The sequence below is a fragment of the Parapedobacter sp. SGR-10 genome, assembly GCF_011030405.1.
Lineage (GTDB): Bacteria > Bacteroidota > Bacteroidia > Sphingobacteriales > Sphingobacteriaceae > Sphingobacterium.
Map to the genome: position 1 here is coordinate 31,328 of NZ_JAAJTJ010000007.1, position 25,575 is coordinate 56,902.

The window sequence follows — 25,575 nt, forward strand, 5'->3', positions numbered from 1 at the left end:
TAAGAATTATATCATGAATATTGAATTTATAAAATATAAGATTATGAAAATAATGTATTTTTATCCGATATTATCCTGCTTGCTGTTTTTATTCGGTTGCAATAAGGATAACGATCTGATGGTAGATGCACCTTCGTTCAACGTTATTGACTATGCGGTGAGAGATGGTATTGATAGTTTGGGAAATCCTGTACAACAGATCGTATTTAATCTGGAAGGTAATGCCGATATCATTTCCTTCTATTCAGGGGAGGTATTTCATGAATATGCTTACAGAGACGGACATGTCATAGGCGTGGATGCGCTGACGATGTCGTTTGAATACCTTGCGGCGGTAGGTGCGGGAACAGATCCCGACTGGGACCAGCTGTCCGTACATGCGACTAATAGTTTCGATGGTACGGTGACCGAAGCAGGAGAGGGCTGGACAGATATCACGGCAAGGTTTGCTTTACCGAAGGCACATGATGCGACCACTCGTACCACGACCAGTGCAGATATTTCTGATCTGTTGGTCACCGGACAACCCTTGTACATTGCATTCAAATATATCACACCTCCGCGAACAGCATCGGCGGCATATACCACATGGGACATACATGAATTTAAAGTGAATGCAGAGACGGTTTTAGGAACAGAGACGGTTGCCAACCAAAGGGATGCAGCTTTGCCCTTATACCATTTTGGACCTGATGATGCCGATACACCGGGTAGGTCAGCTCGCACGGTCAGTCAGCCTACACGCTTGCGGTTCCGTGCAAATATCCTTGCAGAGAATCTCCCTTTTATGGCTGGAGTCTGGGCTGTATCACCTCCTATTGTTCTGGAGAAAGAGATAGATTTAGGGCCAGATAGACCCACTGGCATCAAAAGCCGCATTGATCCCGTATTAAAAGAATATGCGTATGTCTATGATAAGCCCGGTACCTACAAAGTTGCTTTTGTAGCATCTAATATCACGACCAAAGGTGAAGCAAAAGTAGTAAAAGAACTGAACATCATTGTTCCGTAAGAAGTAGTGGCACAGATAGAGATAAAACCTTAACATCGATATTCATGAGAAATAAATGGAGTTTTTTACGTTTTGTACAGGTTCTCCTGACATTACCTTTTTTGACGATCTCCTGTGGAGATAAGGAAGGAATTTATGATAGAGAAGGCCTTTCTCATCCTTCAGAACCTGTTATTACTACGCTGTCGCCGGAGACCGGGGTAGCGGGCGATGTAGTCACGATAACCGGAAACGGCTTCGGGACCGATCGTTCCAAAGTGAAGATCCGGTTTAGCACGATAGAGGCGACTGTTATTTCAGTTAACGACACGAAAATAGAAGTGGAAGCGCCTGAGGGATTTTCGGATAGGACAGCAAGTGTCCGGGTATTCGCTTCGAGCATGCCCTCCAATGCCGTAGATTTTTACTACATAGGTAACACTGCCCCCTTGCTTACCTCCGTGACTTCTACGTGTTTTTATAATTCTACAGTGGTTATCGCTGGAGCACACTTTAGCTTGAAAAAAGAGGACAATATCGTGAAGTTTGGGACGATAGAGGGGACAGTCGTAGAAGCGACAAAGAACACCTTGACGGTGCTTGCACCCGATTTAGGCGCTGCGACAAGTGCGGATATTACAGTAACCAAATTCGATCAGGTCTCGAATGCCTTGAATATTGATGTGGATATTGACCAAAATAAAGTTGCCACATACAGTTGGACGACGCATACGGCAAGGCCCGGACTTGTTTACAAAACCGGTGAGTTCACCTTGTTTGGTTCAACGACACGAAGGGTACATGTTTTGGACGTTACGTTGAATGCATCCAACACGTTGGGAATCGGCTTTTCGACCACCAATGCCGCTACCGTTACGATGTGCAATAACTATAGTGCGGTGGCCGGCATCAATGCGGGATATTTTCCGTTGGGCGAAACAGTGGACAAGGATCCTTATATAAGGATCAACGGAGAAACGGTACAGCAGGGCCATACTTCGGGTGTGAGTGTACATTTTGCAAATGCAGCTTTACTTATACACAACAATGTGGCGTCGGTCAGGCGATTGGGAACCAGTGGAGGTACACTGAATCAGGTGGCCGCTGCCATCCCGGTTTCGGAGGCCGAGAACATAATTGTGTGCGGGCCGATGCTGCTCGTTGACGGGGTAATCGATATTGTGAATCCCGATAATTCACATAATACACAGTCTACTGCGAGGACGGGGCTGGGCGTGACGGGCGATGGTAAACGTGTGTTTATGGTGGCTGTAGACAACAAAAATGGAGTGACGGGTGTAACCACGACACAATTGGCGAAGATATTACAGGCGTTAGGATCGCGCAATGCCATGAACTTCGATGGTGGGGGATCGACGACGATGTTTGTCAAGGATCATGGTACCAACGGCCTCGTCAATGTTCCGAGCGAAGGTGTGCAACGGGCTGTCCGGAGTATAGTTTACGTGAAGTAGATATGATAGGAGTTCGCACAGATAAATTTTAAATAGAAAAATAATACAAACATGAAAAGGATAAGAAAGAAGTTGGTAGTCATGGGATGTCTTTTTCTGGTGTTGGGCTGTAATGCGCAGAACACACCTGAAGATAAGCCGGAAACGGAATGGGCGTTTGCCAAATATTTGACATTGTCTAAAGCGCATGATCAGGCGTCCAATACAACCTATTATCTCACCCGGATAAAACATAAAGATGACAACGGTCATATCATCAGGCTTCACACGCAATTTGCAAACAGAGCGGAGGGAGAGACCGCCAGGGCTTTTGCGATACGGAACGAAACTGCTGTGACGATCAATGGTTCGCAGGGATTGGATAACCTGCCCGATAACCAGCGACAGCCCACAGGGATCCAGATTATAGACGGGGAGATCATACAGGATTTGAATACCACGGCGTATACGTTGGGGATTAAAGACAACAACGAACTCCTGGCGTATGCACCCGGTACCACTGCACAGGATATCCTGAACGATGGGACCAATACTGCGCTTACGGCTTTTTACCCGCTTATAGAAAACCATGAATGGGTATCGGACGAAGTGCTTGCAATAAGAGGCAATTCGGCTGTAAAGCATCCCCGTCAGGTGATCGCCCAGTTTGACAATCTTGACCTGTTGATTTTCAGCTGCGGTGGAAGAGGGTTTGACGGGGATGGCATGACTGCCAAAGAGATGATGAGGATATTGAAAGAGTTGGGCGTGCGATTCGCGTTTAACTTAGATGGTGGAGGCAGTACATCAACGGTGATTAAAGATCAGCTGATCACAAAAAAAATCGATAACAACGGAACCCGGGAAAGATTGCGTCCTAATTTTCTGTATGTCATGGAGGATAATTAACAAATTAAAGAAAACCAAAGAGTTATAAACATTGAATTTTTAAAAAAATAGAGTTATGAAATACTACGCATTTATTTATCGTACATTGATCATCATGACTATTGGCTCTCTGATGCTACAGGGATGTAAGAAGGGGGAAAACAACGACGACGATGGATCATCTGGTGAGTTTGAACTGGTAGGGTATACTGTTCAAGATGGCGTGGATACCGAAGGCAATCCCAAAAAGCGGGTCACTTTTCAGCTGAGCGGTACAGATGGACTTGATATTGCTTTCTTTTCGGGCGATATCGGTGGAAATTATGAAAACAGAGACGGCAGTGTTCAGAAGCTGGAAGAACTGAATCTGTCGTTCGAAACCAACTGTAGCTATGGAGATCAGGGTTGCGATGTGGATGTTTTCTCGATCATGGCTTCGACTGATTTTAACGGCGGCGATTCGGAGGCCGATATACGCGCGGCTGAATGGGAGAATATCACCGACAGGTTTACGATCTCACCGTTTGAGTCTGGAACTACAGTATATCACGAATCGGGTGTTGTGAACATTGCAGACTTGACCAGCGAGGGAAAACCACTTTATCTGGCCGCACGGCATATCACACAAAGTCAGGTCGTAGATGGTGTACTTGACAATATATATACGGCTTTCCGTGTTCGTAACTGGACAATGAGTGGTGGAATGGAAGGGGAAGCCCCAGTTGTATTGTCCACTACGATTGGGGAAGCGGGATTTAAGTTTGTTGAAATTGGTAATTTCCGTAGTGGTAGAAATGTGCTCAGCGCTACGACTCTCACGTTACGGGGGAACCACGGTAATGTTACTGCTAATATGGAACATTTGGATACAGAGACAGAATGTTGGGCGATCGCCGAGCCGATAACGCTGTCCGATATTAGTATTGAGCCCGACCGTCCGCTTCGGGTGAAGCAGAGCCATCAACCGGCAGTAAAGACTTTTGCTTTCAATTATAACGGTCCGGGCGAATATAATGCCGTATTCGTATTATCGAAAGATGATGGTAGTGGTGAAAGTGTGGCTAAGCACGTGACGATCGTCATCCCTGAATAATCGCTGTGACAGAGAGTTTTTTAAGATAGACAAATATTGAATATATGAATAGAAAGGAAGGTAATATAAATTGTCTAAAGCAAGCATTGGCATTTTGTGGGCTGTGGATAATGATGTCATTGTTTACGTGTGGTATTGCGCAACAGCGTCCCAAGATTGCTTATACCCCGGCAAAAGACCTTACACTCGTTGGCAAGATCGCTCCGACCGAAAAGATATTCCATCGGATAGATACCAATGTGTTTGACGATTTGCCTAGGGCTGTAAAGAAGCGTGTCGTGCAATCCGGAGGGTTGGCGGTGTCTTTCAAGACCAATAGTCCGACGATATATGCAAAATGGTGCACAGCCGGTACGACAGCTTCGGCGACGATGACTGGTGTGGCGTACAGAGGATTGGATCTTTATATCAAGAGAAACGGCCGTTGGCAATATGCCGGTATAGCCAGGCCACGTGAAGGGCAGGACTGCGCTTCCACCACGATTATACAGGGAATGGACAAGGAGGAAAAGGAATGCCTCTTGTACCTGCCATTGTACGATGAGACGACTCGCTTGGAAGTAGGAGTAGATGATGGCTCGACGATGCAGGCAGGCGCCTATCCCTTTCAGAAAAGGGTATTGGTATACGGGTCGAGTATAGTACAAGGTGCTTCCGCCAGTAGATCCGGACTTGCTTATCCGGCTAGGCTGTCGCGGGAGACAGGTATTGAGTTTCTCAATCTGGGAATGGGAGGGAGCGCTAAAATGGAAAAAAGTGTGGTCGATATGATTGCTTCCTTTGAAGCAGACGCCTTTCTGTTGGATTGTATACCCAACAGTTCGCCCAGTCAGGTGACCCAACGTACGGCCTATCTGATCGAAACCATTCGGAAGAAGCACCCCGATGCACCGATTATCGTGATGCAGAGTGTCATCCGGGAACGCGGATATTTCAATCTGGCATCGGGCAAGCGTATCAGGGAACAGAATGATAATGTCAAAACTGAGGTGGAGAAACTGCTCAAAAAGGGCATGAAAAATCTTTATTTTATTCCGGCAGATGACTTTTTGGGTCATGATCATGAGGGTACCATTGACGGAACCCACCCTAACGATATGGGATTTGATCGGATGATCAATGTCATCAAGCCCAAGTTAATGGAGGTACTTGTACCTATCGTGAATTAAGATTTGTGTTCTGACGTTACAAACGTCTTTCTCACTTCCCTTCGTTGCAACTTTCTCGATGCGGGGCGTGTTTGGGATAGAGGGACGCATAAAAATGAAGAGTGATTAAATATCTCGTCTTTCCGGCTCCGAGTGGTATATCGAGGATGTAATGAAAATTGCGACTGCATCGCATATATTTTGTGGTATTCAGTCATGTACAAAAAAATAGGAACAAAAAAAAATATTATGATACTAAAAAAGATAATAGCCGTAATGTTTGTTGTGGGAAGTATGTTATTCACTCCTGCGCATTCGTTAGATTTAATTAACAACTCAAGCGATCCGAAAGAGGAGCAAAGCCAAAAAGAACCGGTATTGATTTCTTTTACGATGAATGTTAAGGGAGGGACTCAAGCAACAAGCGGTTTTCACGTTTTGCTGTCCAAAGATTTTAAGGGAGGTGCTACCGCTAAGAACATAAATAGAGCCAAGTGGATAGATATCACCGACAGGTTTACGTTACCCAAATTGGAAACTGGAGATGAAGAAAAAAGTACATTTACCAAAGTGAGTGCGGATATTTCTGATCTTTTGAGTTCGGGCGGAACCTATACTATTGCATTCCAGCAGGTCGTTAAGGATCAAACGGTGCACGGCGCACAAAGCCAGATTCGGATCAGAAATTTCGAGATTGTAAAAGGAGAAGCCGGAAAAACATTAGTTGATCATACCAAAGCCGAGTGGGAATTGTTTACCAAAGGTAAATTTCGTCCGAACAGACCGAATATTTCAACTTCTCAGATCGTATTGCGTGGCAATCATGGAAAGACTTTGGACTACCTTCAAGCGGAGACAGAAGCATGGGTTGTTTCAAAACCACAAACTTTGGAAGATTGATAATTGGTACTTAATAAAATTCAGATAAAATTATGCGGTGGATAATCATTGGATGGATAGGTGTAAGTATTTTTGCTAGCGACTTCCTTTTTGCCCAGGGACCAGATATGGAGAGAAGACAACAATATCTCAAGGAAGTCCTTCAGATCAATATTGATCAACTGTTTCGGGAAAACACGCGTCGTGTGAGCGTACAGGATAGTGTTTGGACGGACTGGTTAAAGCGTTCCGGCGAATTGCCACCGGATTTTTCCCAAATGCGATCTACACCCATGCTGCCCGAGCCTTTAGTGCAGTACGAGGATGGACGAGAAACAGCCATCACCACGGACGCTCAATGGCAAAAAAGGCGCGATTGGATCAAAGAGCAATACCAATATTGGGTATCGGGTCATTTTCCTCCTGCTCCAGACAATCTCCAGGCCGTTATCTTGTCGGATACATTGACCAGAGGTGTGAGGATTCAAATGATACAGTTGAACTTTGGCCCCGGACATAGAGCAAAGATGACGTTTGAGCTGATGATTCCACAGTCTGAACAGGGTGATGAGAAGCGTCCGGTCTTTATGACACAGTGGAATCATCGGGACTGGGCACAATTGGCTGTCAAGCGGGGGTATATCGGCTGTGTATATGCGGGGGCCGACTTGAGGGACGATACGGATCCCTATATGTATATCTATCCGGATTATGACTTTAGCGGATTGGCCCGTCGGGCTTGGGGAGCTTCTAGGGTCGTAGATTATTTATTCACCCGGAAGGAGGTCAATACTGATCAAATTGCTATTTCGGGACATTCTCGCAATGGCAAGCAATCTTTGTGGGCAGCGGCTTTTGATGAGCGTATAGCAGCAGTCGTCTCGAGTAGTTCGAGTACCGGGGGAGATATGCCTTGGCGTTACTGTGATCCGCAATACGCTAGTGAGACATTGGATTATGTCACTGCTTGGAATGGACATTGGTTTCATCCGCGACTTAACTTTTTCTCCGGAAGAGAACACAAACTACCTGTGGATCAAAATCTATTGGCCGCATTAGTTGCGCCCCGAGCATTGCTGTTTCATTATTCTATTCTCGAGTCGGGGCTCAATTCCTGGTCTATCGAGCAGAATTATTATTCGGTAAAGAAAGTATATGATTTTATGGGTGTGCCTGAGCGTGTCGGTGTGCACACGCGGATGGGGGGGCACCTGCCTGTGCCTGCGAGAGATGTCGAGCAGACCATTGACTTTTTGGATACTTACTTCAAACGGCGTGACCAAAAGTGGCAAAACCAGCTGTATTTTGCCTACGACTATGAGGACTGGCTGAAACGAAATGAAGCTGAGCAGACGCAAGCCAAGGCAATCGGGAAAGTGCGTCTCTCCGATGCGTACAAGAGCTTAGAAGAATGGAATAGCAACAGAGATCATATTGCTTCAAGTTTGAATTGGCTATTGGGAGAAGAGCCTCCTGGTATCAGGGCTATTGATGTAGGTTCTTGGCCACGTCCCCAACACGATTGGATTGAAGGGACAAACCCTAAACCCGTGGTGAAGGGAGCCAAAGCTGTTTATATCAGTCCTTATGCGGCACTTGGTGACGGAATTTCTGCTGTATTGTACTGTCCGGCAGATAGTAAGGGTAATATGATGTTGCCTGAAAGCGGCAAGATCCCTGTGATCATATATTCACACCAATATGCGTACTCTACTGGGTTTTCCAAAGGTTACGACAAAAATGGACGTAAGGGAACAGCCGAACTGTTTGCTGAGTTAGTGAAAAGTGGTTTTGCCGTACTGGCAATCGATATGTACGGTTTTGGAACGCGTATCGAGGAAGCCAAAAATTTTTATACGCGCTATCCCAAGTGGTCGAAGATGGGCAAGATGGTTCGTGATGTGAGAAGTTGTATCGATGCAGCAGAAGATTTAGCGTATTTGGATAATGATCGTATTTACTTGTTAGGAAATACCATTGGTGGAAGCGTCTCTTTGATGGCGGCAGCATTGGATAGTAGGGTAGCAGGGGTGGCCCTTGTCGCTGCCTTCTCGCCGTGGCGAACGGCAAATAGTCAATACGAATCCATTCGCACGTATTCCCATCTTCACGGCTTTATGCCGCGTTTAGGTTTTTTTGCAGGACAGCCGGAGGACGTACCGGTGGATTTTGGTGAAATCATGGCTATGCTGGCACCTAAACCAGTACTCGTCGTCGCACCGGATATGGACCCGCATACCGATCATAAAGCTTTGCAGGAAATGTTAGCTTCGGTGAGATCCGTTTATCGGTTATATGGAAAAGAAAAACAGCTGCATACGGCTTACCCTCATGACATCAATCGTTTGTCGAGGGATCGGTATGGACTGGTTAGTAGTTTTTTTGTAAATTTAACTAAATGAAGAATAAGATGAAATATATAGGGATAATCCTGTTGCTGTTCGTCGTGGCCACAATAGGTTGTCATGCACAACAAAAGACAAAGCAAAGAGCAGAGAATTGGTATTCGTACAGCAAGCATTACGATGAACCATCCGAAACATTTTATTACCTTACCCGTATCAAGCACAAGGACAGTCAAGGCAACCTGAACAAGTTGAGGATAGCACACAGTACGGTATTGGAAGGCGAAGCAGTACATCAGTTTGCGAAGCGTATGGGAGCAGTTTTGGCCTTCAATGCTTCCATGGGGATAAAAAGAAAAACGGATGAGGACAAACTGTTGCCCGTAGGGATACAGATTTTGGAAGGGAAGATACTTCAACAACGCAAAAGCAGAGTTTACACGCTTGGCATCAAACCGAACAATGAACTGGTCGCCTATCCTCCGGGTACAACGCCGGAAATGATATTGAAAGACGGTACAGCAAATGCGCTGACGGCATTTATTCCATTGATCAAAAATTTCAAGCCTGTGGATGAAAGTCTGTTGGATTTGGTGCCAAACTTTAAAGCGGTACATCCTCGACAGATCATTGCGCAGATGGAAAATCTGGATATCGTGTTTTTAAGTTGTGGAGGTAGAGGTTTTGAAGGGAAAGGTATGTTAGCGACAGATGTTATACGCATTCTACAAAAAGAAGGGGTAAAATTCGCCTTTATGTTGGATGGTGGAGGAAGTACTTCTACCGTAATCGATGATACATTGATTACTCCCAAAATAGATAAACACGGCACTAAGGAACGCTTACGTCCAAATTTCCTATATTTCATGTCTCATCAGTAGATCAGGGCAATCGCATCAAAATAAGCCCCAGAGGGGCGAACCCTATGGTAAGGGCAAGCAACCCCACATCCAAGCTCCTTAGAGCCTGTTCCGATTATCGGAAAGCGACCATACCGTAAGGTCATCCCTATGGGATTTGATATAGAGATGACGGCTTTTTTACCGAAAAGGCATGCCTACGACATTTTTCATGACGGTAATATGTCCTATATCATACGACTGTTTCCATTGTACACCCTACCTTATCAAGGTTTTGGCGTTTTGATGCGGTTGCCCTATCAGTAGATGATAAGTGTAATAAATTTTTAATAATTTAAAAAAACATAATTTTGCAGTATGAAGACTATACACATTATTATATTCCTTGTTTCATTTCTATTTTCCGGTCGGGCTTATACCCAGGTAGATGAGGTTCAAAATCAGATATACAAGGATGACAACTATACGATTACCAAGCATTATGACGGGCCGTCCGAGACATTTTATTACCTTACCCGCATCAGGCACAAAGACAGTCAAGGCAACCTGAACAAAATGAGGACGGCACACAGTACGGTATTGGAAGGCGAAACGGTACATCAGTTTGCCAAGCGTGTGGGAGCATCGTTGGCCATCAATGCTTCTATGGGTATAAAAAGAAACAGTAAAGACGATAAGCTATTGCCTGTAGGTGTACAGATTATAGATAGCCATGTCGTACAAGACTTGCCACCACGTAAACATCGATATATCTTAGGGATCAAAGCCAACAATGAATTGGTCGCTTATCCTCCCGATACGACACCGGAGATGATATTAAAGGATGGTGCCTCAAGTGCCTTGACTGCATTTATTCCATTGATCGAAAATTTTAAACCGGTGGATGACGGTGTATTGAGCCTGACACCTGCATTTCAAGCCGTACATCCGAGACAGATCATCGCACAAATGGAGAACCTGGACATTGTGTTTTTGAGCTGCGGAGGGCGAGGTTTTGACGGAAAGGGGATGACGTCCATGGATGTTATCCGCATACTAAAAAATGAAGGGGTGAAATTTGCCTTTATGCTGGACGGAGGGGGCAGTACCTCTGTCGTCATAAACGGTACATTGATCACTCCCAAAATAGATAAACAGGGGACCAGGGAACGTTTGCGTCCTAATTTTCTGTATTTCCTGCCGTAATAAGACGGTTTGAAGAGTGAAATACACTTGTGCGCAGCGTTGCGCACAGGTGAAAAAAGAAGGTTTCTGCTACAAATCATGTCTCCACCTAAATTTATAAATCAGGGATTAAAAACATTATTTTAAATTAATATTTGCAATAACAAAAATGTTCCGTACCTTCGGGTACGTACACAATTATAGGTTCTACTGAATACCATGATAAAAGAAACATTATTTTATAATGCGGGAATTATACTGAAAGACCGGATTTTTTCTGGTGGAGTTCTCGTGGAAGGCACAAAGATCAAGGCGATCTATGAAGACAAAGATATTGATCTGCAACGTTTTGGAGATTGTATTTTGATTGATCTTCAACAGAAATATTTATCGCCAGGTTTTATTGATATCCATGTGCATGGTGGGGGGGGGTACGATTTTATGGATGGTACAGAAGAGGCATTTGAGCAGATAGCTACTGCTCACGCCCGGTACGGTACCACCTCTTTGGTGCCTACTACATTGACGACTACGCAAGAGCGATTGGTCGAGACGTTGGAAAGCTACGAAAGGATACAGAAGAAGCAGATCGATGGCGCACAGTTTTTGGGAGTACATTTGGAAGGTCCTTATTTTGCAATGAGCCAACGAGGCGCTCAGGATCCCCGATATATCCGCAATCCTGATCCGGCAGAATATACGGCTTTGATCGAAAAGTATGACAGTATCGTTCGTTGGAGTGCAGCACCCGAATTGGAAGGAGCATTGGAATTTGGCCAATACTTACGTTCCAAAGATATCATTGCTGCTATAGCCCATACAGACGCTGTGTACGAAGATGTGGTGAAAGCCCATGAGGTTGGTTATCGTTTGATGACACACTTTTATTCTGCGATGTCGGGTGTCACCAGGCGCAATGCATTCCGATATGCCGGTGTAGTGGAGGCAGGGTACCTCATCGACGACTTTGATGTGGAATTGATAGGAGACGGTATCCATTTGCCCGAGCCTCTTTTGCAGCTTATTTATAAAGTCAAAGGGCCGGACAGAATGGTGCTGATAACAGATGCTATGCGTGCTGCCGGCACGAACGACGAGCGTTCTATCCTTGGGAGCTATGATGATGGGATCGAGGTACTTGTTGAAGATGGGGTGGCCAAATTACAGGATCGGACAGCCTTTGCCGGGAGTGTGGCGACAGCCGATAGATTGGTGCGTACCATGTTGGGATTGGGCAATGTGCCTTTGGAAGAGATTATACGTATGATCAGCCTGAACCCTGCACGTGTGATGAAAGTGGCTGCTCAAAAAGGTTCGATAGAAGAGGGTAAGGATGCAGATTTGGTTGTCTTTGACGATAAGGTCAACGTTAGTCTTACCATGGTAAATGGTCGAATAGTATACAATGAGCTCGTACCTGCACAGATAGCGTAATAAATTGACGAAACCTGCACGAGCTACTTATCAAAGGGACATAAATAAATTGGCTCCTGCAAGCTTCATCACCTTTAAAACTTAGCGTAGCGATCTCATTGATGCCGCTAAAAACAGGCAAAATATCAATAAAACAATTTATTCGGATAGAAAAATAATATGGAAAAAAAAGTAGATAACCTTAGGGTCGAGACGTTCCCTACCCGGGAACAAATGGGTCGTGTAGCGGCTGAAGATGTACGTGCTGCTATTGAGGAGCTGCTGAGGAGACAAGAGGAAGTCAGCATCATTTTTGCAGCTGCTCCTTCACAAAGGGATCTGTACAAAGGTTTATTGGAACTTGATATCCCTTGGCAACGAATCAATGCCCTACATATGGACGAATACATTGGTATCACGGATGATCAACCACAGAGCTTTAGAAATTATCTAAAGGAAAACTTATTTGGCAAAGTGCCCTTCAAAACTATCCATTATATACAAGGAGAAACATCTGCTGTAGAGGCCGAATGTCAACGTTATACAGATATTTTGGCCACATACCAACCCGACATCGTTTGTATGGGTATAGGAGAGAATACCCACATTGCTTTCAATGATCCACCGGTAGCGGATTTCAACGATCCCGAAAAGGTAAAAAGAGTAGAATTGGACCAAGCGTGTCGGCAACAGCAGGTCAACGATGGCTGTTTTGCTACGATTGAAGATGTACCTACACATGCATTGACATTGACCATACCTACATTGACGTCCGCTTCCCGGATATTCTGTATTGTGCCGGGACCTACAAAAGCACAAGCTGTGTACCACACGCTGAATGAGGAAATCAGTGAGCGGTTCCCTTCGACTATCTTACGCAAACATGGACAAGCAAAGCTATACCTGGATAAAGAAAGCAGCGCGCTGATAGAAGATTAGAATAAATTTTTATCTTTACCCAATAAGATATCAGATCAACAATGCTTAAAAAGACTGAACTATCAGGAGTAAAGGAAATTGCCAGAAGAGCAAATGTCTCTATCGCTACGGTGGATCGTGTACTTCACAACCGTCCGGGTGTATCTGTCAAGACCAAAGAGAAAATAGATGCTATCATCAAGGAGATGGACTATAAGCCCAATCTTCTTGCGCGGAGCTTAGCCTCTAAGAAAACATTTCGCTTCGCGGTGCTGATACCGAAAGAATCGAGCGAGACGGAGTATTGGAAGGCTCCTTTACAGGGTATTCGTACAGCCTGGTCCGAAATACAGGTGTATGGTGTAGAGGTATCGTTCTTTTTGTACGATTTGAATGACCGGGCTACTTTTGATCAACAGGCTGCAAAGATCTTGGAAGAAGATTTTCACGGCGTCGTCGTTGCGCCATCTTTTATCAATGAAGCTATTGAGTTTTATAAACAATGTGAAACGGCAAAGATCAAATGTGTGTTTATCAACTCAGATGTCTCGAATGTGAAACCGCTGAGTTATATAGGTCCCGATCTGTTCCAGTCGGGTAAATTAGCGGGTAACCTATGTAAATACTTGGTGCCAGAAAAGGGTAATATACTGGTCTTTAATATTTCGAGAGTATTGGATGCTGAGCACCATTTGCTGAGAAAATCAGCTGGATTTGAGGCTTATTTTGAAGAGGCGAAATTGCCGGTGCATATTGATGTAATGACTGTGCATCAAACTGATTATCCGTCGGTGATTAGAGAGTTGTGTGCCTACTTGAAAGATAATCCGGTCGATCTGATATTTGTGACGAATTCCAGAGTCTTTACTATTGCCCGGTATTTTGAAGAAAATAATATTTCGGGAATCAAGTTGGTAGGATATGATTACCTGGAGCAAAACCTGCAATATTTGGAAAAAGGTATTATCGATTTTTTAATTTGCCAAAAACCAATAGAACAGGGATATCGTGCATTGTTGACCTTGTACGACCATTTTTTCCATCAGATCGGGGTGGAGAAGGTGCAGGCGATGCCTATCGATATCATTACAAAGGAAAACTATAAGTACTATAAAAATTAAAGAACATTTCCTCTGCTGGCAAAGGAAATGTTACAAAAATATTTGAGAAAATATTTTCGGGTACGTACCCTATTTACTATATTTATAAAATAATTCAAATAAACCGCTTTATGAACAGCTTGACAAGAAGAGACTTTTTGAGTGCCGGGTCACTGGCCATGCTTGCCCTTGTGGCCGATCGTGCTTCAGCTTCTGTACTGCAACATGTTTCGGCAGAAGGCAAACGGATAGGTATCATTGGACTGGATACTTCGCACTCGGTTGCTTTTGCAAAATCCATTAATGGAAATCCGGAGCAGTATCGGAACTTCAAAGTAGTCGCAGCGTATCCGTACGGAACCAAAACCATTCCTTCGGCTACAGACCGCATACCTAAGTATACAGAAGATATTCAGAAACATGGTGTGAAGATTGTACAGTCCATCAAAGAACTTTTGAAACAGGTGGATTACGTCCTATTGGAAACGAATGACGGACGTCTGCATCTAGAGCAAGCTAAAGAAGTATTCGAGGCCAAGAAAGCTCTTTTTATAGACAAGCCTTTGGCAGCCTCTTATAAAGACGCTATTGAAATTTTCAAATTGTCCGAACGACATAAAGTACCATTCTTCTCATCCTCATCGCTTCGCTATATCGAGGGTATGCAAGATGTTTTGGATGGCAAGTATGGTAAGGTACTGGGTGCAGATGTGTATTCGCCGGCAAAGTTGGATCCCAGCCATCCAGATTTCTTTTGGTACGGTATCCATGCTGTCGAAATGTTGTTTGCTGCATTGGGTACAGGGTGTAAGTCTATGTCTCGGACACATACCCCAGATACGGATGTGCTTGTAGGTTTGTGGGAAGATGGTCGTATAGGTACTGTACGTGGTACGCGCACCGGTAAAAGTGACTACGGTGGAACCATATACTGTGAGAAAGGTAATGTCAAGTTGGGATCATTCAAAGGATACAACCCCTTGTTGGAAAGGATCGTAGAATTTTTTGACACGAAAAAAGTTCCTTTTGATACACAGCAAACGTTAGAAATATGTGCCTTTATTGAGGCGGCAGACATCAGCAAAAATGCGCAGGGACGATCGGTCAATTTATCAGAAATAACCAGTAAATAATCATTTGATATGGAGAATAATTCAAGAAGAGATTTTATCAAGAAAACATTGATTGCTTCTACGGCGGTCGGTATGGGCGGCGTATTGTCCGGTTTTACGGCAAAGAGTTACAATCGCATTATCGGTGCAAACGAAAAACTTCGGATTTCGATGATGGGTGTCAACTCGAGAGGTGGGGCTTTGGCTCAAAACTTTGCAGCTCAGCCTAATAGTGAGATAATCCACATATGTGACGTGGATAGCAGAGCTATTGACAAATGTAAAAAAGGAATATCTAAATTCCAGAATACAGCCGTTACAGGCTTTACAGACTTTAGAAAATCGTTGGAGAGCAAAGATGTAGATATACTTGTCGTGGCGGCTCCTGATCATTGGCATGCACCTGCAGCTATTCTGGCTTCATCAGCAGGCAAACATGTGTACTTGGAGAAACCTTGTGGACACAATCCCCGTGAAGGTGAATTGCTGATTGCGGCGGTCAACAAGCACAAGAACGTTATCCAAATGGGTAATCAACGGAGATCTTGGCCGAATGTAGTCAAAGGTATACAGGAGGTGCATAGTGGGGCGATAGGTGAGGTGTATTATGCCAGAACCTGGTATACCAACAATCGTCCATCCATTGGTGTAGGAAAAAAAGTAGCCGTACCCGATTGGTTGGATTTTGAACTGTGGCAAGGACCTGCACCGAGGAGAGAATTCAAGGATAACCTGATACATTACAACTGGCATTGGTTTTGGCATTGGGGTACAGGTGAAGCCTTGAACAATGGTACGCATATGGTCGATTTGGCCCGTTGGGGACTACAGGTTAATTATCCGACAAGAGTAAGCTCAAATGGAGGACGTTATGCGTACAAAGATGATTGGGAAACACCTGATACACAAATCATCAATATCGAGTTTGGCCCGGATAAACTGATTACCTGGGAAGGTAGAAGTTGTAACGGCATGAAGACCGAAGGATCAAATGTCGGAGTAATGTTTTATGGCTCGAAAGGAGCATTGCAGATCGACGGCGGAAATTCGTATAAAGTATTTGATTTAAAAGGCAAATTGGTCAGAGAAGAAAAGGATAAAGGACCGATCGATACCGCTAGTCTGAGCAGTCCTTCGCAGCAGTTGGATGCTATACACATTCAAAATATGTTCTCAGCGATCAAGAATGGTACCAATCTGAATTCGGATATATTGAGCGGTCACCAGAGTACGCTTTTGGTTCAATTGGGAAATATCGCGTTGCGCGCAGGGAAGCAATTGGAAATCAATCCGTCCAATGGTCATATCCTGAATGATAAAAAGGCAATGAAAGAGTTGTGGTCCAGGGAATACGCCAAAGGTTGGGAACCAAAAATCTAATATAGAATGGCTACAACTACTACAAAAACGGCGGCAAGCCTGACCAAAAGGGAGACATCGATCTCTATTGTTATCATAGCTTTGATGTTCTTTATCTTCGGCTTTTTGTCGTGGGTAAATGCGACCTTGATACCGTACTTTAAAAACGCCTTCGAGCTGACACATTTTCAGTCTTATTTGGTCGCGTTTGCGTTCTATATAGCGTATTTTGTGATGTCTGTACCCTCTTCCTATCTGTTGAAAGCTGTTGGTTTCAAGAAAGGGATGATGGTCGGCTTTATGGCATTGGCACTAGGGACATTTATTTTTGTCCCGGCTGCCATGATGAGTACCTATGAAATATTCCTGTTGGGTTTGTTTACCATAGGTATCGGATTGGCAATTTTACAGACAGCGGCCAATCCGTACATTACTATCCTGGGACCCAAAGAACGTGCCGCACAACGTATCAGCATCATGGGTATCTGCAATAAATTTGCAGGTATTATTGCTCCTTTATTGTTGGCGGCAGTGTTATTGAGACCCGGTGATGGTGATACGGTTGATCTGCAGCGGGTTATTGTACCTTATGCTGTAGTGAGTGTCATCCTCTTGCTTATTGGGATATGGGTTCGGTATTCTCCACTGCCAGAGTTGAATACGGACGAAGAAAGTGAAGAAGTAGCGGTAGTCAATAGCACCAAGACCAGTATTTTTCAGTTTCCACATCTTGTATTGGGCGCGGTAGCTATCTTTCTACATGTAGGGGCGCAGGTGATTTCGATCGATACGATCATACCTTATGCTCAATCTATGGGGCTCACCCTCTATGATGCAAAAGCGTTTCCTTCATTTACATTAACTACGGCTATTGTGGGCTATATCTTTGGTATAGTGGTTATTCCTCGCTTCATCAGCCAAACGACTATGTTGAAGGCAGTGACTATACTAGGAGTAGCGCTTTCTTTCCTGATTGTTTTTGCAAAGGGAGAAGTTACCTTTTTAGGTTACTCTGTTGATATGTCTATTTGGTTTATCACCTTGTTGGGACTTTCCAACTCGTTGACATGGGCGGGTATCTGGCCGCTGGCGTTGGATGGTTTGGGTCGATTTACCAAGGTAGGTGCTTCATTGTTGATCATGGGACTATGTGGTAATGCAATTTTACCGATGTTTTACGGCTATTTTGCTGATATATACGGCGTACGTGAAGCATACTGGGTATTGGTTCCATGTTATTTGTACTTGATATATTATGCATTCAGTGGACATAAATTAAGAAGATGGTAAATACTTGCGAGCAATGTCATTAAGTTAAGCGTTTTTGTCATCCTGAACAACGTGAAGGATCTGTAAACCCTGCCTACCGCAGGCAGATATCCCTTTCAGTATCGCGAACAGATTCAATGTTGCATCAGCCCCACAGCCGCCAACACAGCCCTGATGCCTGCTTCGCAGTCGGCTAGCCTCAGAATGACATAAAAGAACGGTTACATCCGTAACTTAATACCATTGAACTTGCGAGAGATAGGAGAATAATAAATTATCAAATGAAAGTAAATGTATATTTGGGAATTTTAGCATTATCTGTAATGATAGGATGCGGTTCGGATAAGAAAATTCAAGATAATAGCGAAAAGGTGAGCCTATTGGTTATCGAACCTCAACATTTCCATGCGGCTTTGGTACAGAAGTATGTCCATGCCGAAATCGATTCGGTAGTCCATCTGTTTGCGCAGACCGATACAGCTGTCGAAGGCTATACGAAGCTGATCGAACAATACAATTCGAGAGAAACTGATCCGACGAATTGGAAAATAAAAACGTATTACGGCAATGACTTTTTGGATAAAGCGTTTGTGGGTGAGACAGGAAATGTAGTCGTACTGGCAGGAGACAACCAGAAAAAGATCGACTATATAGCCAGTTCAGCTGGACATGGTAGGGATGTATTTGCCGACAAGCCATTGGTTATCGAAACAAAAGGTTATCAAAAGCTAAAAGACTTATTGGAAGATGCTAAGGGTACTTCTTTAGTATACGATATCATGACCGAACGGTATGATGTCAAAAATCAAGTCGTTAAAGCGCTGATCAACAATCAGTCTCTTTCGGGAGGTATGCTGGTGAACGATCAGGAAGCCGCTATTCAATTCAGTAGCGTGCACCACTTCATCAAAGAAGTGTCCGGCAGTCCGTTGATTCGTCCGGTTTTGTTTTACAATACCGCACAGCAGGGCGAAGGGTTGGTGGATGTGACGACACATTATATTGATCTGGTGCAATGGATGTTATCTTCCGAACAACCTATTGATATTGCTAAAGATGTGAAATTGAACAAGTCAGTTCGTTGGAAAACAACGTTGACCAAGGCCGATTTTACCCGGTCAACCAATCTCCCCGATTATCCGGCGGCATTATCCGCATTTGTGGAGGAAAATAATACACTTGGTGTCTTCAGCAACGGAAGAATGGAATATGTCTTTAAAGATGTGCCTGTATCCATCTCGGTCAAGTGGAATGTTGAATCGAAAGATGGCAAGGGGGACCAGTTTCATGCCAGCTTTTTGACAAAGCAGTTTAAGATCGAGATCAAACCGGATGAAGTGGGGAAGGCTGCTGTATTTGTGACACCAAACCAGGATGATAATGAATTTGCAGGGCGACTGAATGATGCTCTTGCTTCGGTAGAAGATCTGCCGGGCTTGAAGTTTGAAAAAACGAGTAGTGGTGCATACAAGATTTTGATCCCGGATAATCTCTATTTGAGCCATGAAGATCATTTTGCGAAGGTGTTGAATCAGTTTTTGCAATACCGGAAAGAAGGTACACTGCCCGATTGGGAAAAATCTTTTATGCTGGCCAAATATTATTTGACGACCCAGGCTTTGGATCAGGCAAAAACAGTAGAAAATGAAGAAATTTAGTGTTATTATCTTGACAGTGCTTTCTTTGCAGTTTGCACACGGTCAGAAAGCAGAACTTTTTCGGGCAATATCCCCTTATTTTTCCCCACCCGATTCATTAAAGAATGATTTCGGTGATTTTAGATCTCCCTTGCTCTTTAATGATGGTACACCTGTAAAAACTGCTCAACAATGGGCAAAACGTAAACAGGAGATCAAAAAGGACTGGGAAAACTATCTGGGCAAATGGCCGGAACTGTACAAGGACCAGACTTTCGAATATCTGGATACGACCGACAAGGGGACGTATACGCAGTACACGGTAAGGTTTAAGTGGACACCCAATGAATCAACCGTGGGATTCCTCTTGGTACCGAAGAATGTGAAGGGGAAGATGCCTGCTGTAGTTACCGTATTTTATAATGCGGAGACCTCTATCGGTATCGGTACGCAGAGTCGACCTTTAGCACCGCACCGGGACTTTGCTTTACAGTTGGCCAATAGGGGATTTGTTACTTTGGCTATAGGCACAAAAGAGGCTTCTGAGCGAAATGAATTTTCCTTATACTATCCGTCAATAGATTCGGTATCTGTACAGCCGCTTTCGATGTTAGGCTACGCCGCTAATAATGCTTACTATGTTCTGGCCAACCGAAAAGACGTGGATGCGAAGAAGATTGGCATCGTTGGTCATTCTTTTGGTGGCAAGTGGTCCATGTTTGCGTCCTGTCTGACCGACAATTTTGCGGCAGCAGTCTGGTCGGATCCCGGTATCGTGATGCAGGAGGATCGTGGATCCATCAATTATTGGGAGCCTTGGTACTTAGGCTTTCATCCGAAACCTTGGCGAAAGCGAGGATTGATTACGAAAGAAAATCCGGCGTATGGTGTGTACGACCGATTGCGAAAAGATGGGCACAACTTGCATGAGCTACATGCGCTGATGGCTCCGCGTCCCTTCTTGGTATCCGGTGGATCTGAAGATCCTGTCACACAGTGGAGGCCATTGAATCATAGTGTAGCTGTGAATAAGTTGCTTGGGTATGAAAATCGTGTGGCCATGACAAACAGACCCAAACATGCCTTGACCGAAGATGCTACGGAAAATATTTATAAGTTTTTTGAGTATTTTTTGAAATACCAATAGGTTTATGAATAGTCTTGGTGGATTCGGACAGCTTAGTAACTGGAGTTTGAAACCGATTTGAAGGAAAAAGTGAAGTATGGGCTTGAATCGGAACAGAAAGTTTAAATCGTAAAACGATGTCAGAGAATTCTATAAGTCGAAGGAAATTTGTCACGAATAGCGCATTGGCCTTAGGGGGGATTATAGCGATGGAGACACCACTATTTGGAAAACCCGTTTCGGCCAGCGATACGGTTCGGGTAGGAATCATTGGTACAGGAAAGAGAGGCTTGGGGTTGATCAATTCGATGGCTAAGGTTTCGGGGTTGAAAATAGTAGCATGTTGTGATATTCTTCCCGAGAATTTGCAGGCAGCTATGGCCAAGGCTGATCCCCATGCCAAAGCTTATACAGCATATGAGAAGCTATTGGCCGACAAGGATGTCGATGCGGTCGTCATTGCTACTCCGTTGTATTTGCACTACCCGATGGCGGTGGCCGCCTTGGCTGCCAATAAGCATGTGTACCTCGAAAAAACGATGACGTTTACCATAGAGCAATCGTTGGATCTGGTCAAGAAAGCCTGGAATTCAAAATCAATTTTTCAAGTAGGGTTCCAATACCGAAGTTTTGCATTGTATCACAAGATAAAGGAAGTCGTGCAGGCCGGTTGGATAGGGGATACATACAGTTTTGAATGCCAGTACAACCGGAATTCAGATTGGAGATTTCCAGTAAAGGATCCTAAACAGGAAAAGCTCATCAATTGGAGGATGTACAAGGATCTGAGTGGAGGGCCATTGGCTGAATTGTGCGCGCATCAGATCGATGCGGTAAACTATATCACGGACAGTCACCCCGTCAAAGTCATGGGAATGGGAGGAATAGACTTTTGGAAAGATGGTAGAGAAACCTATGACAATATAAGGACGATATATGCCTATGCCAATGGTGCAAAAGCCACGTATACATCCGTGTTGTCCAATGCATTTAATGGTTATCATATCCGTATATTGGGCAATAAGGCGACAATCGAGATAGGACGGGATACCGCCTATATTTATGCCGAAACGACGAAGAAAGTTTTGGGGACGGTAGACGGTGTGACAGGAGCTACAGTCCTCAATGCTACACAGGGAAAAAAAACAGAGATTCCTTATCTGGAAGCGGGGCAAAAAGCAGTCGAACCGACAGTCAATGCTTTGAGCCATTTCTACGACTGCATAGTCAACAACAAAAAACCTATTTCCAATGTAGAGACAGGACGGGACACAGCCATAGCGATCTGTATGGGATTGAATGCTATGGAAACCGAAACGACGCAGTATTGGAAACCTGAATACGGGATGTAAAAGGGGCATGTCCGGAAGGTAGTAGCTACCGCTGTTCTTGTCATTCCGAGGAACGAGGAATCTATCTGCAAACTTAGATAAAGATGCTTTTATATGCAATTATAATCACGTTCAATAAAAAAGCAACTTTATCGATCTCTCCTCTACCGCTGAGAGACGACTTTTACAGAGGAAATATATTTAAAGTAGTTTTAGATCGTTATTCATTCGAGTTTGCCTTTTTATGGCATGAATGATTGCTTCGCAATTCCTATCGTCAGAATGACAAACTTTTCGGAAGTCTTTCGGCATAAATTATTATTTTGCTTAGTTATTTGCAAATAATATACAATTAGCGACTACTTTTGTCTAAATTTAGGAGCAAATCCAATATTTATGTCTAAATCAACTCTACATAATGAGCGAGCATTGTTGTTGAGGATAGTAGAAGGAGATGAGGAGGCTTTCTGCGCAGTTTTTGACCATTACAGCAAGTTTGTTTATTCATTCGGCTACAAATTGGTGCGCTCTTCGGAAGTGGCTGAAGAAGTTGTGCAGGATATATTTATGAAAGTGTGGGAAGGGAAAGAGAAATTGTTGGATATAGACAATTTTGGTGCATATCTCAATGTTTTGGTGAGAAATCATTCACTCAACTTGCTCCGACAACTGGCCAAAAAACAGACAGTAGATGTGCACACAGTTTCTGATCTTCCTGTACAGGACTATTCTACCGAACACACCATCGAGTATCGTGATACCTTGATGATATTGGAAGAAGTTTTGGCCGCCTTGCCAGATCACCAAAGGGAAATCTACCGATTATGCCACTTGGAAGGACTTCGATATGAGGAAGCAGCTGCCAAGATGGGTATTTCTCCCAATACGGTGCACTATCATATGAAATCAGCACTCAAAACTATCCGGGAATATTTAATAAAAAGGGGGGGTGCCTATCAAGCCTTATTGTTTTTCTTTTTCAATTTTTATTGATGTCTTAAAAGACACTTTACTGTCCTTAGAGTTCCGTAAGGCCTCTAAGGACTTTCTAAATATATGAGGGTGTCTAAAAAGTCCTCGTCATGTTGATCAGACCAAGATAGGGGAGCCCCTATCTCAATTCTATGGGTACGTATGGGATGGAGTCTACCAATATGATGATTTTGATATTGTAGATGATCAGTATGTGTTGAAAGAAGGTGTAACCGGCAATGGCACGACAAATGTTCAACCGGGCGATATTAAATATCGTGACCTGGACGGCAATTTGGAAATCGGGGATGCTGACCGGACGATCATCGGAAATCCATTGCCAAAGCATACCGGTGGTTTCGCCAATAATTTTAGTTATCGAGGAATTCAGTTGCATCTTTTCTTTCAGTGGTCATACGGAAATGACGCGATGAATGCGAACCGTATAATTTTTGAGGGCAATGCACTCAATCGGATGAATCTAAATCAATACTCCAGCTATGAAAATCGTTGGACACCAGATAACCCAAGCAATACTCTGCCTCGCATAGGAGGCCAAGGATTAAGAGGGGTATATTCTTCACGGACAATTGAGGATGCTTCATTCATCCGCCTCAAAACCTTTTCTTTGGGCTACGATATACCTTCCCAATTTCTGAAACGTCTACATATAAATAGTGCACAAGTTTCCCTTTCTGCTCAAAACCTGTTGACATGGACAAAATATTCAGGAATGGATCCGGAAGTATCCGTGAGATACTCTGCCCTTACTCAAGGATTTGACTATTCTGCATACCCTCGGTCAAGAAGTTACACTGTTGATATTAGGTTAACCTTTTAATTCAAAATTTATTATGAACCGAAATAGAAAAATACATATGTTGGCAGCCGTTACGTTTGTCTTGTTCGTATTGGCGGCATGCGACAGTTTTTTGGATAGTACGCCAAAGGACTTTTTATCTCCAGAAAATTATTATGAGACCGAAGAGCAATTGAACTATGGGTTAAATGGGGTTTATGATGTTCTCGGACATAAAGATATATATGGCGACGCGTTGATCAGTCGGATGGGTACTGAGGCAGACGAGGGCTTCTATGCCGTCAGTACATTCCGAGGGCCACAGGTATATGATTTTTCGTCATCAGACCCTTATGTTACAGGTTTGTGGAAGAGATTATACGATGGTATAAACCGTGCCAATATGGTCATTGAATACATAGACAAACCTGATATGTCGGAGGAAAGTAGAGCGAATATTTTGGGCCAAGCTAAGTTTCTGCGTGCATACTATTATTTTCTGCTGGTTATAAATTGGGCAAATGTGCCGTTGATTACTGATGTTGCCCATCCAGAAGAAAATCTGAACGCTCCTCAAAAATCACCAAAAGAAATCTATGAATTCATTATCAAAGAAATGAAAGAAGCAGAGTCGCTCGTAGAGGAGGCGTCGGCCGTCGGTTTCGGAGGACGGGTCAGTAAGTCTGCCGTACAAGGAATATTGGCACGGGTATGTCTTCATATGGCAGGCCATCCGGTCAATGACAAGTCGAAATACAGAGATGTACTCGAGTGGACCTCAAAGCTTATTGATCCTGGTTTCCACCGCTTGAATCCATCGTACGAACAGGTATTCATTAATTATGCAGAGGATGAATATTATATTGAAGAAAGTATTTGGGAAGTCGAATTTTGGGGAAATACAGCAGGTTCTTTCCGTGAAGGAGGACGAGTCGGGGTTAATACGGGTATCCCCACGACGAATGCAGCTATAGGAAATAGCTATGGGTTTATCCAAGTGACTTCTAGATTATATAATCGATACGAAGATGAAGATCTGAGGAGAGATTGGGCGATTGCCCCTTGGCGATACCAGAATGTTAATGGTGAACCTACAGAGGTGGCATGGAAACCTTGGCCGGATCACTCTATTTATCAACGTCACTGTGGTAAATGGCGTAGGAAATATGAACGTGTATCCCCAAAATCCACGAATGACTCTCCTCAGAATTTTCCATTGTTGCGCTTCTCGGATGTTTTACTGATGTACGCGGAGGCGGCTAATGAATTGTATGGTAGTCCTACATCCGAAGCATATGAAGCTATAAACAGGGTAAGAAGGAGAGCCTATGGATTTGATGAGTTACAATCGAATCCAGGTTTTGATCTGAGTGGAATGGATTATGAGATGTTTCAGGAACAAATCAGACAAGAGCGTTCTCGAGAATTGTGTTTTGAGGGGCTGCGAAAACACGATTTGATTAGATGGGGAATATTCGGCTCTATGATGAAAGATATTGCAAATGATTTTGAAATCGGCACGGATATATTTAATAGCACAAGATATGGAGGTTTGGCTGGGAAGAACGTCGAAGAACCCAAACACCTGCTATATCCGATACCCGCTAGTGAGAGAGGTCTAAAACCGTATCTGGTGCAGAATCCCAGATGGGAATAGCATGTTAAGAAGAAGTTTCAAAATCAACATTTACAAACAGACCTGGTATAAAAGCAATAT

Annotated in this window: 22 protein-coding genes; all 22 read left to right on the forward strand. The window is 43.8% G+C overall.

The genetic code is table 11. The annotated features are described in order from the left end of the window. Nucleotides 1-43: 43 nt before the first annotated feature. The 22 genes from G5B00_RS07500 (at nucleotide 44) to G5B00_RS07605 (ending at nucleotide 25,515) form a co-directional block, all read left to right on the forward strand. Complete coding sequence (locus G5B00_RS07500; protein ID WP_163872894.1) at nucleotides 44-1,012, forward strand: DUF5017 domain-containing protein; 969 nt, start codon at nucleotides 44-46, stop codon at nucleotides 1,010-1,012. Between the two features lie 44 nt (nucleotides 1,013-1,056). Then, nucleotides 1,057-2,466 (forward strand): phosphodiester glycosidase family protein, encoded by a 1,410-nt coding sequence (locus tag G5B00_RS07505; protein ID WP_163872897.1) that lies wholly within the window; start codon nucleotides 1,057-1,059, stop codon nucleotides 2,464-2,466. A 51-nt stretch (nucleotides 2,467-2,517) separates the two neighbouring features. Next, nucleotides 2,518-3,354, forward strand: a complete 837-nt coding sequence (locus G5B00_RS07510; protein WP_163872901.1) for a phosphodiester glycosidase family protein — start codon at nucleotides 2,518-2,520, stop codon at nucleotides 3,352-3,354. A gap of 55 nt (nucleotides 3,355-3,409) precedes the next feature. Further along, complete coding sequence (locus G5B00_RS07515) at nucleotides 3,410-4,426, forward strand: DUF5017 domain-containing protein (protein ID WP_163872904.1); 1,017 nt, start codon at nucleotides 3,410-3,412, stop codon at nucleotides 4,424-4,426. A 44-nt stretch (nucleotides 4,427-4,470) separates the two neighbouring features. Then, complete coding sequence (locus tag G5B00_RS07520) at nucleotides 4,471-5,595, forward strand: SGNH/GDSL hydrolase family protein (RefSeq protein WP_205966343.1); 1,125 nt, start codon at nucleotides 4,471-4,473, stop codon at nucleotides 5,593-5,595. 228 nt (nucleotides 5,596-5,823) lie between these two features. After that, entirely contained in the window at nucleotides 5,824-6,474 is a 651-nt protein-coding gene (locus G5B00_RS07525; RefSeq protein WP_163872907.1) for a DUF5017 domain-containing protein, read from the forward strand. A 32-nt stretch (nucleotides 6,475-6,506) separates the two neighbouring features. Next, entirely contained in the window at nucleotides 6,507-8,855 is a 2,349-nt protein-coding gene (locus G5B00_RS07530; RefSeq protein WP_163872910.1) for an alpha/beta fold hydrolase, read from the forward strand. Continuing rightward, a complete protein-coding gene (locus tag G5B00_RS07535; RefSeq protein WP_163872914.1) occupies nucleotides 8,852-9,679 on the forward strand; it encodes a phosphodiester glycosidase family protein in 828 nt (275 codons plus the stop codon). The genes G5B00_RS07530 and G5B00_RS07535 overlap by 4 nt, the downstream gene beginning before the upstream one ends. A 129-nt stretch (nucleotides 9,680-9,808) precedes the next feature. Continuing rightward, nucleotides 9,809-9,964 carry a hypothetical protein gene (locus G5B00_RS07540; protein WP_163872916.1) on the forward strand — a complete coding sequence of 52 codons (156 nt, stop codon included), beginning with the start codon at nucleotides 9,809-9,811 and terminating at the stop codon, nucleotides 9,962-9,964. Nucleotides 9,965-10,015: 51 nt separating this feature from the next. Beyond that, nucleotides 10,016-10,843: a phosphodiester glycosidase family protein gene (locus G5B00_RS07545; RefSeq protein ID WP_163872919.1), complete on the forward strand. Its 828-nt coding sequence runs from the start codon at nucleotides 10,016-10,018 to the stop codon at nucleotides 10,841-10,843. A 198-nt stretch (nucleotides 10,844-11,041) separates the two neighbouring features. Continuing rightward, nucleotides 11,042-12,256, forward strand: coding sequence for an N-acetylglucosamine-6-phosphate deacetylase (gene nagA, locus G5B00_RS07550; RefSeq protein ID WP_163872922.1), 1,215 nt, complete (start codon nucleotides 11,042-11,044; stop codon nucleotides 12,254-12,256). Between the two features lie 159 nt (nucleotides 12,257-12,415). After that, nucleotides 12,416-13,174, forward strand: coding sequence for a glucosamine-6-phosphate deaminase (locus tag G5B00_RS07555; protein ID WP_163872927.1), 759 nt, complete (start codon nucleotides 12,416-12,418; stop codon nucleotides 13,172-13,174). Nucleotides 13,175-13,215: 41 nt separating this feature from the next. After that, nucleotides 13,216-14,274, forward strand: coding sequence for a LacI family DNA-binding transcriptional regulator (locus G5B00_RS07560; protein ID WP_163872930.1), 1,059 nt, complete (start codon nucleotides 13,216-13,218; stop codon nucleotides 14,272-14,274). 110 nt (nucleotides 14,275-14,384) lie between these two features. Beyond that, a complete protein-coding gene (locus tag G5B00_RS07565) occupies nucleotides 14,385-15,386 on the forward strand; it encodes a Gfo/Idh/MocA family protein (RefSeq protein WP_163872932.1) in 1,002 nt (333 codons plus the stop codon). A gap of 9 nt (nucleotides 15,387-15,395) precedes the next feature. Beyond that, nucleotides 15,396-16,745, forward strand: coding sequence for a Gfo/Idh/MocA family protein (locus G5B00_RS07570; RefSeq protein ID WP_163872935.1), 1,350 nt, complete (start codon nucleotides 15,396-15,398; stop codon nucleotides 16,743-16,745). Between the two features lie 6 nt (nucleotides 16,746-16,751). Beyond that, nucleotides 16,752-18,014 (forward strand): sugar MFS transporter, encoded by a 1,263-nt coding sequence (locus G5B00_RS07575; protein ID WP_163872938.1) that lies wholly within the window; start codon nucleotides 16,752-16,754, stop codon nucleotides 18,012-18,014. 260 nt (nucleotides 18,015-18,274) lie between these two features. Beyond that, the gene (locus G5B00_RS07580; RefSeq protein ID WP_163872941.1) at nucleotides 18,275-19,651 is read left to right on the forward strand and encodes a putative oxidoreductase C-terminal domain-containing protein; all 1,377 of its coding nucleotides are present in this window, start codon (nucleotides 18,275-18,277) and stop codon (nucleotides 19,649-19,651) included. After that, nucleotides 19,638-20,777: an alpha/beta hydrolase family protein gene (locus tag G5B00_RS07585; protein WP_163872944.1), complete on the forward strand. Its 1,140-nt coding sequence runs from the start codon at nucleotides 19,638-19,640 to the stop codon at nucleotides 20,775-20,777. The genes G5B00_RS07580 and G5B00_RS07585 overlap by 14 nt, the downstream gene beginning before the upstream one ends. A gap of 116 nt (nucleotides 20,778-20,893) precedes the next feature. Beyond that, the gene (locus tag G5B00_RS07590; RefSeq protein WP_163872947.1) at nucleotides 20,894-22,108 is read left to right on the forward strand and encodes a Gfo/Idh/MocA family protein; all 1,215 of its coding nucleotides are present in this window, start codon (nucleotides 20,894-20,896) and stop codon (nucleotides 22,106-22,108) included. A gap of 375 nt (nucleotides 22,109-22,483) precedes the next feature. After that, on the forward strand, nucleotides 22,484-23,080 hold the full coding sequence (locus G5B00_RS07595; protein ID WP_163872950.1) for an RNA polymerase sigma factor: 597 nt from the start codon (nucleotides 22,484-22,486) through the stop codon (nucleotides 23,078-23,080). 193 nt (nucleotides 23,081-23,273) lie between these two features. After that, the gene (locus tag G5B00_RS07600; RefSeq protein ID WP_163872953.1) at nucleotides 23,274-23,900 is read left to right on the forward strand and encodes a hypothetical protein; all 627 of its coding nucleotides are present in this window, start codon (nucleotides 23,274-23,276) and stop codon (nucleotides 23,898-23,900) included. Between the two features lie 13 nt (nucleotides 23,901-23,913). Beyond that, nucleotides 23,914-25,515 (forward strand): RagB/SusD family nutrient uptake outer membrane protein, encoded by a 1,602-nt coding sequence (locus G5B00_RS07605; protein WP_163872956.1) that lies wholly within the window; start codon nucleotides 23,914-23,916, stop codon nucleotides 25,513-25,515. Nucleotides 25,516-25,575 lie beyond the last annotated feature (60 nt).

What these genes read in the sequence shown, in the direction of transcription:
- G5B00_RS07500 (WP_163872894.1), top strand. Translation starts at nt 44, where the DNA reads ATGAAAATAATGTATTTTTATCCGATATTATCCTGCTTGCTGTTTTTA.
- G5B00_RS07505 (WP_163872897.1), top strand. Translation starts at nt 1,057, where the DNA reads ATGAGAAATAAATGGAGTTTTTTACGTTTTGTACAGGTTCTCCTGACA.
- G5B00_RS07510 (WP_163872901.1), top strand. Translation starts at nt 2,518, where the DNA reads ATGAAAAGGATAAGAAAGAAGTTGGTAGTCATGGGATGTCTTTTTCTG.
- G5B00_RS07515 (WP_163872904.1), top strand. Translation starts at nt 3,410, where the DNA reads ATGAAATACTACGCATTTATTTATCGTACATTGATCATCATGACTATT.
- G5B00_RS07520 (WP_205966343.1), top strand. Translation starts at nt 4,471, where the DNA reads ATGAATAGAAAGGAAGGTAATATAAATTGTCTAAAGCAAGCATTGGCA.
- G5B00_RS07525 (WP_163872907.1), top strand. Translation starts at nt 5,824, where the DNA reads ATGATACTAAAAAAGATAATAGCCGTAATGTTTGTTGTGGGAAGTATG.
- G5B00_RS07530 (WP_163872910.1), top strand. Translation starts at nt 6,507, where the DNA reads ATGCGGTGGATAATCATTGGATGGATAGGTGTAAGTATTTTTGCTAGC.
- G5B00_RS07535 (WP_163872914.1), top strand. Translation starts at nt 8,852, where the DNA reads ATGAAGAATAAGATGAAATATATAGGGATAATCCTGTTGCTGTTCGTC.
- G5B00_RS07540 (WP_163872916.1), top strand. Translation starts at nt 9,809, where the DNA reads ATGGGATTTGATATAGAGATGACGGCTTTTTTACCGAAAAGGCATGCC.
- G5B00_RS07545 (WP_163872919.1), top strand. Translation starts at nt 10,016, where the DNA reads ATGAAGACTATACACATTATTATATTCCTTGTTTCATTTCTATTTTCC.
- nagA (WP_163872922.1), top strand. Translation starts at nt 11,042, where the DNA reads ATGATAAAAGAAACATTATTTTATAATGCGGGAATTATACTGAAAGAC.
- G5B00_RS07555 (WP_163872927.1), top strand. Translation starts at nt 12,416, where the DNA reads ATGGAAAAAAAAGTAGATAACCTTAGGGTCGAGACGTTCCCTACCCGG.
- G5B00_RS07560 (WP_163872930.1), top strand. Translation starts at nt 13,216, where the DNA reads ATGCTTAAAAAGACTGAACTATCAGGAGTAAAGGAAATTGCCAGAAGA.
- G5B00_RS07565 (WP_163872932.1), top strand. Translation starts at nt 14,385, where the DNA reads ATGAACAGCTTGACAAGAAGAGACTTTTTGAGTGCCGGGTCACTGGCC.
- G5B00_RS07570 (WP_163872935.1), top strand. Translation starts at nt 15,396, where the DNA reads ATGGAGAATAATTCAAGAAGAGATTTTATCAAGAAAACATTGATTGCT.
- G5B00_RS07575 (WP_163872938.1), top strand. Translation starts at nt 16,752, where the DNA reads ATGGCTACAACTACTACAAAAACGGCGGCAAGCCTGACCAAAAGGGAG.
- G5B00_RS07580 (WP_163872941.1), top strand. Translation starts at nt 18,275, where the DNA reads ATGAAAGTAAATGTATATTTGGGAATTTTAGCATTATCTGTAATGATA.
- G5B00_RS07585 (WP_163872944.1), top strand. Translation starts at nt 19,638, where the DNA reads ATGAAGAAATTTAGTGTTATTATCTTGACAGTGCTTTCTTTGCAGTTT.
- G5B00_RS07590 (WP_163872947.1), top strand. Translation starts at nt 20,894, where the DNA reads ATGTCAGAGAATTCTATAAGTCGAAGGAAATTTGTCACGAATAGCGCA.
- G5B00_RS07595 (WP_163872950.1), top strand. Translation starts at nt 22,484, where the DNA reads ATGTCTAAATCAACTCTACATAATGAGCGAGCATTGTTGTTGAGGATA.
- G5B00_RS07605 (WP_163872956.1), top strand. Translation starts at nt 23,914, where the DNA reads ATGAACCGAAATAGAAAAATACATATGTTGGCAGCCGTTACGTTTGTC.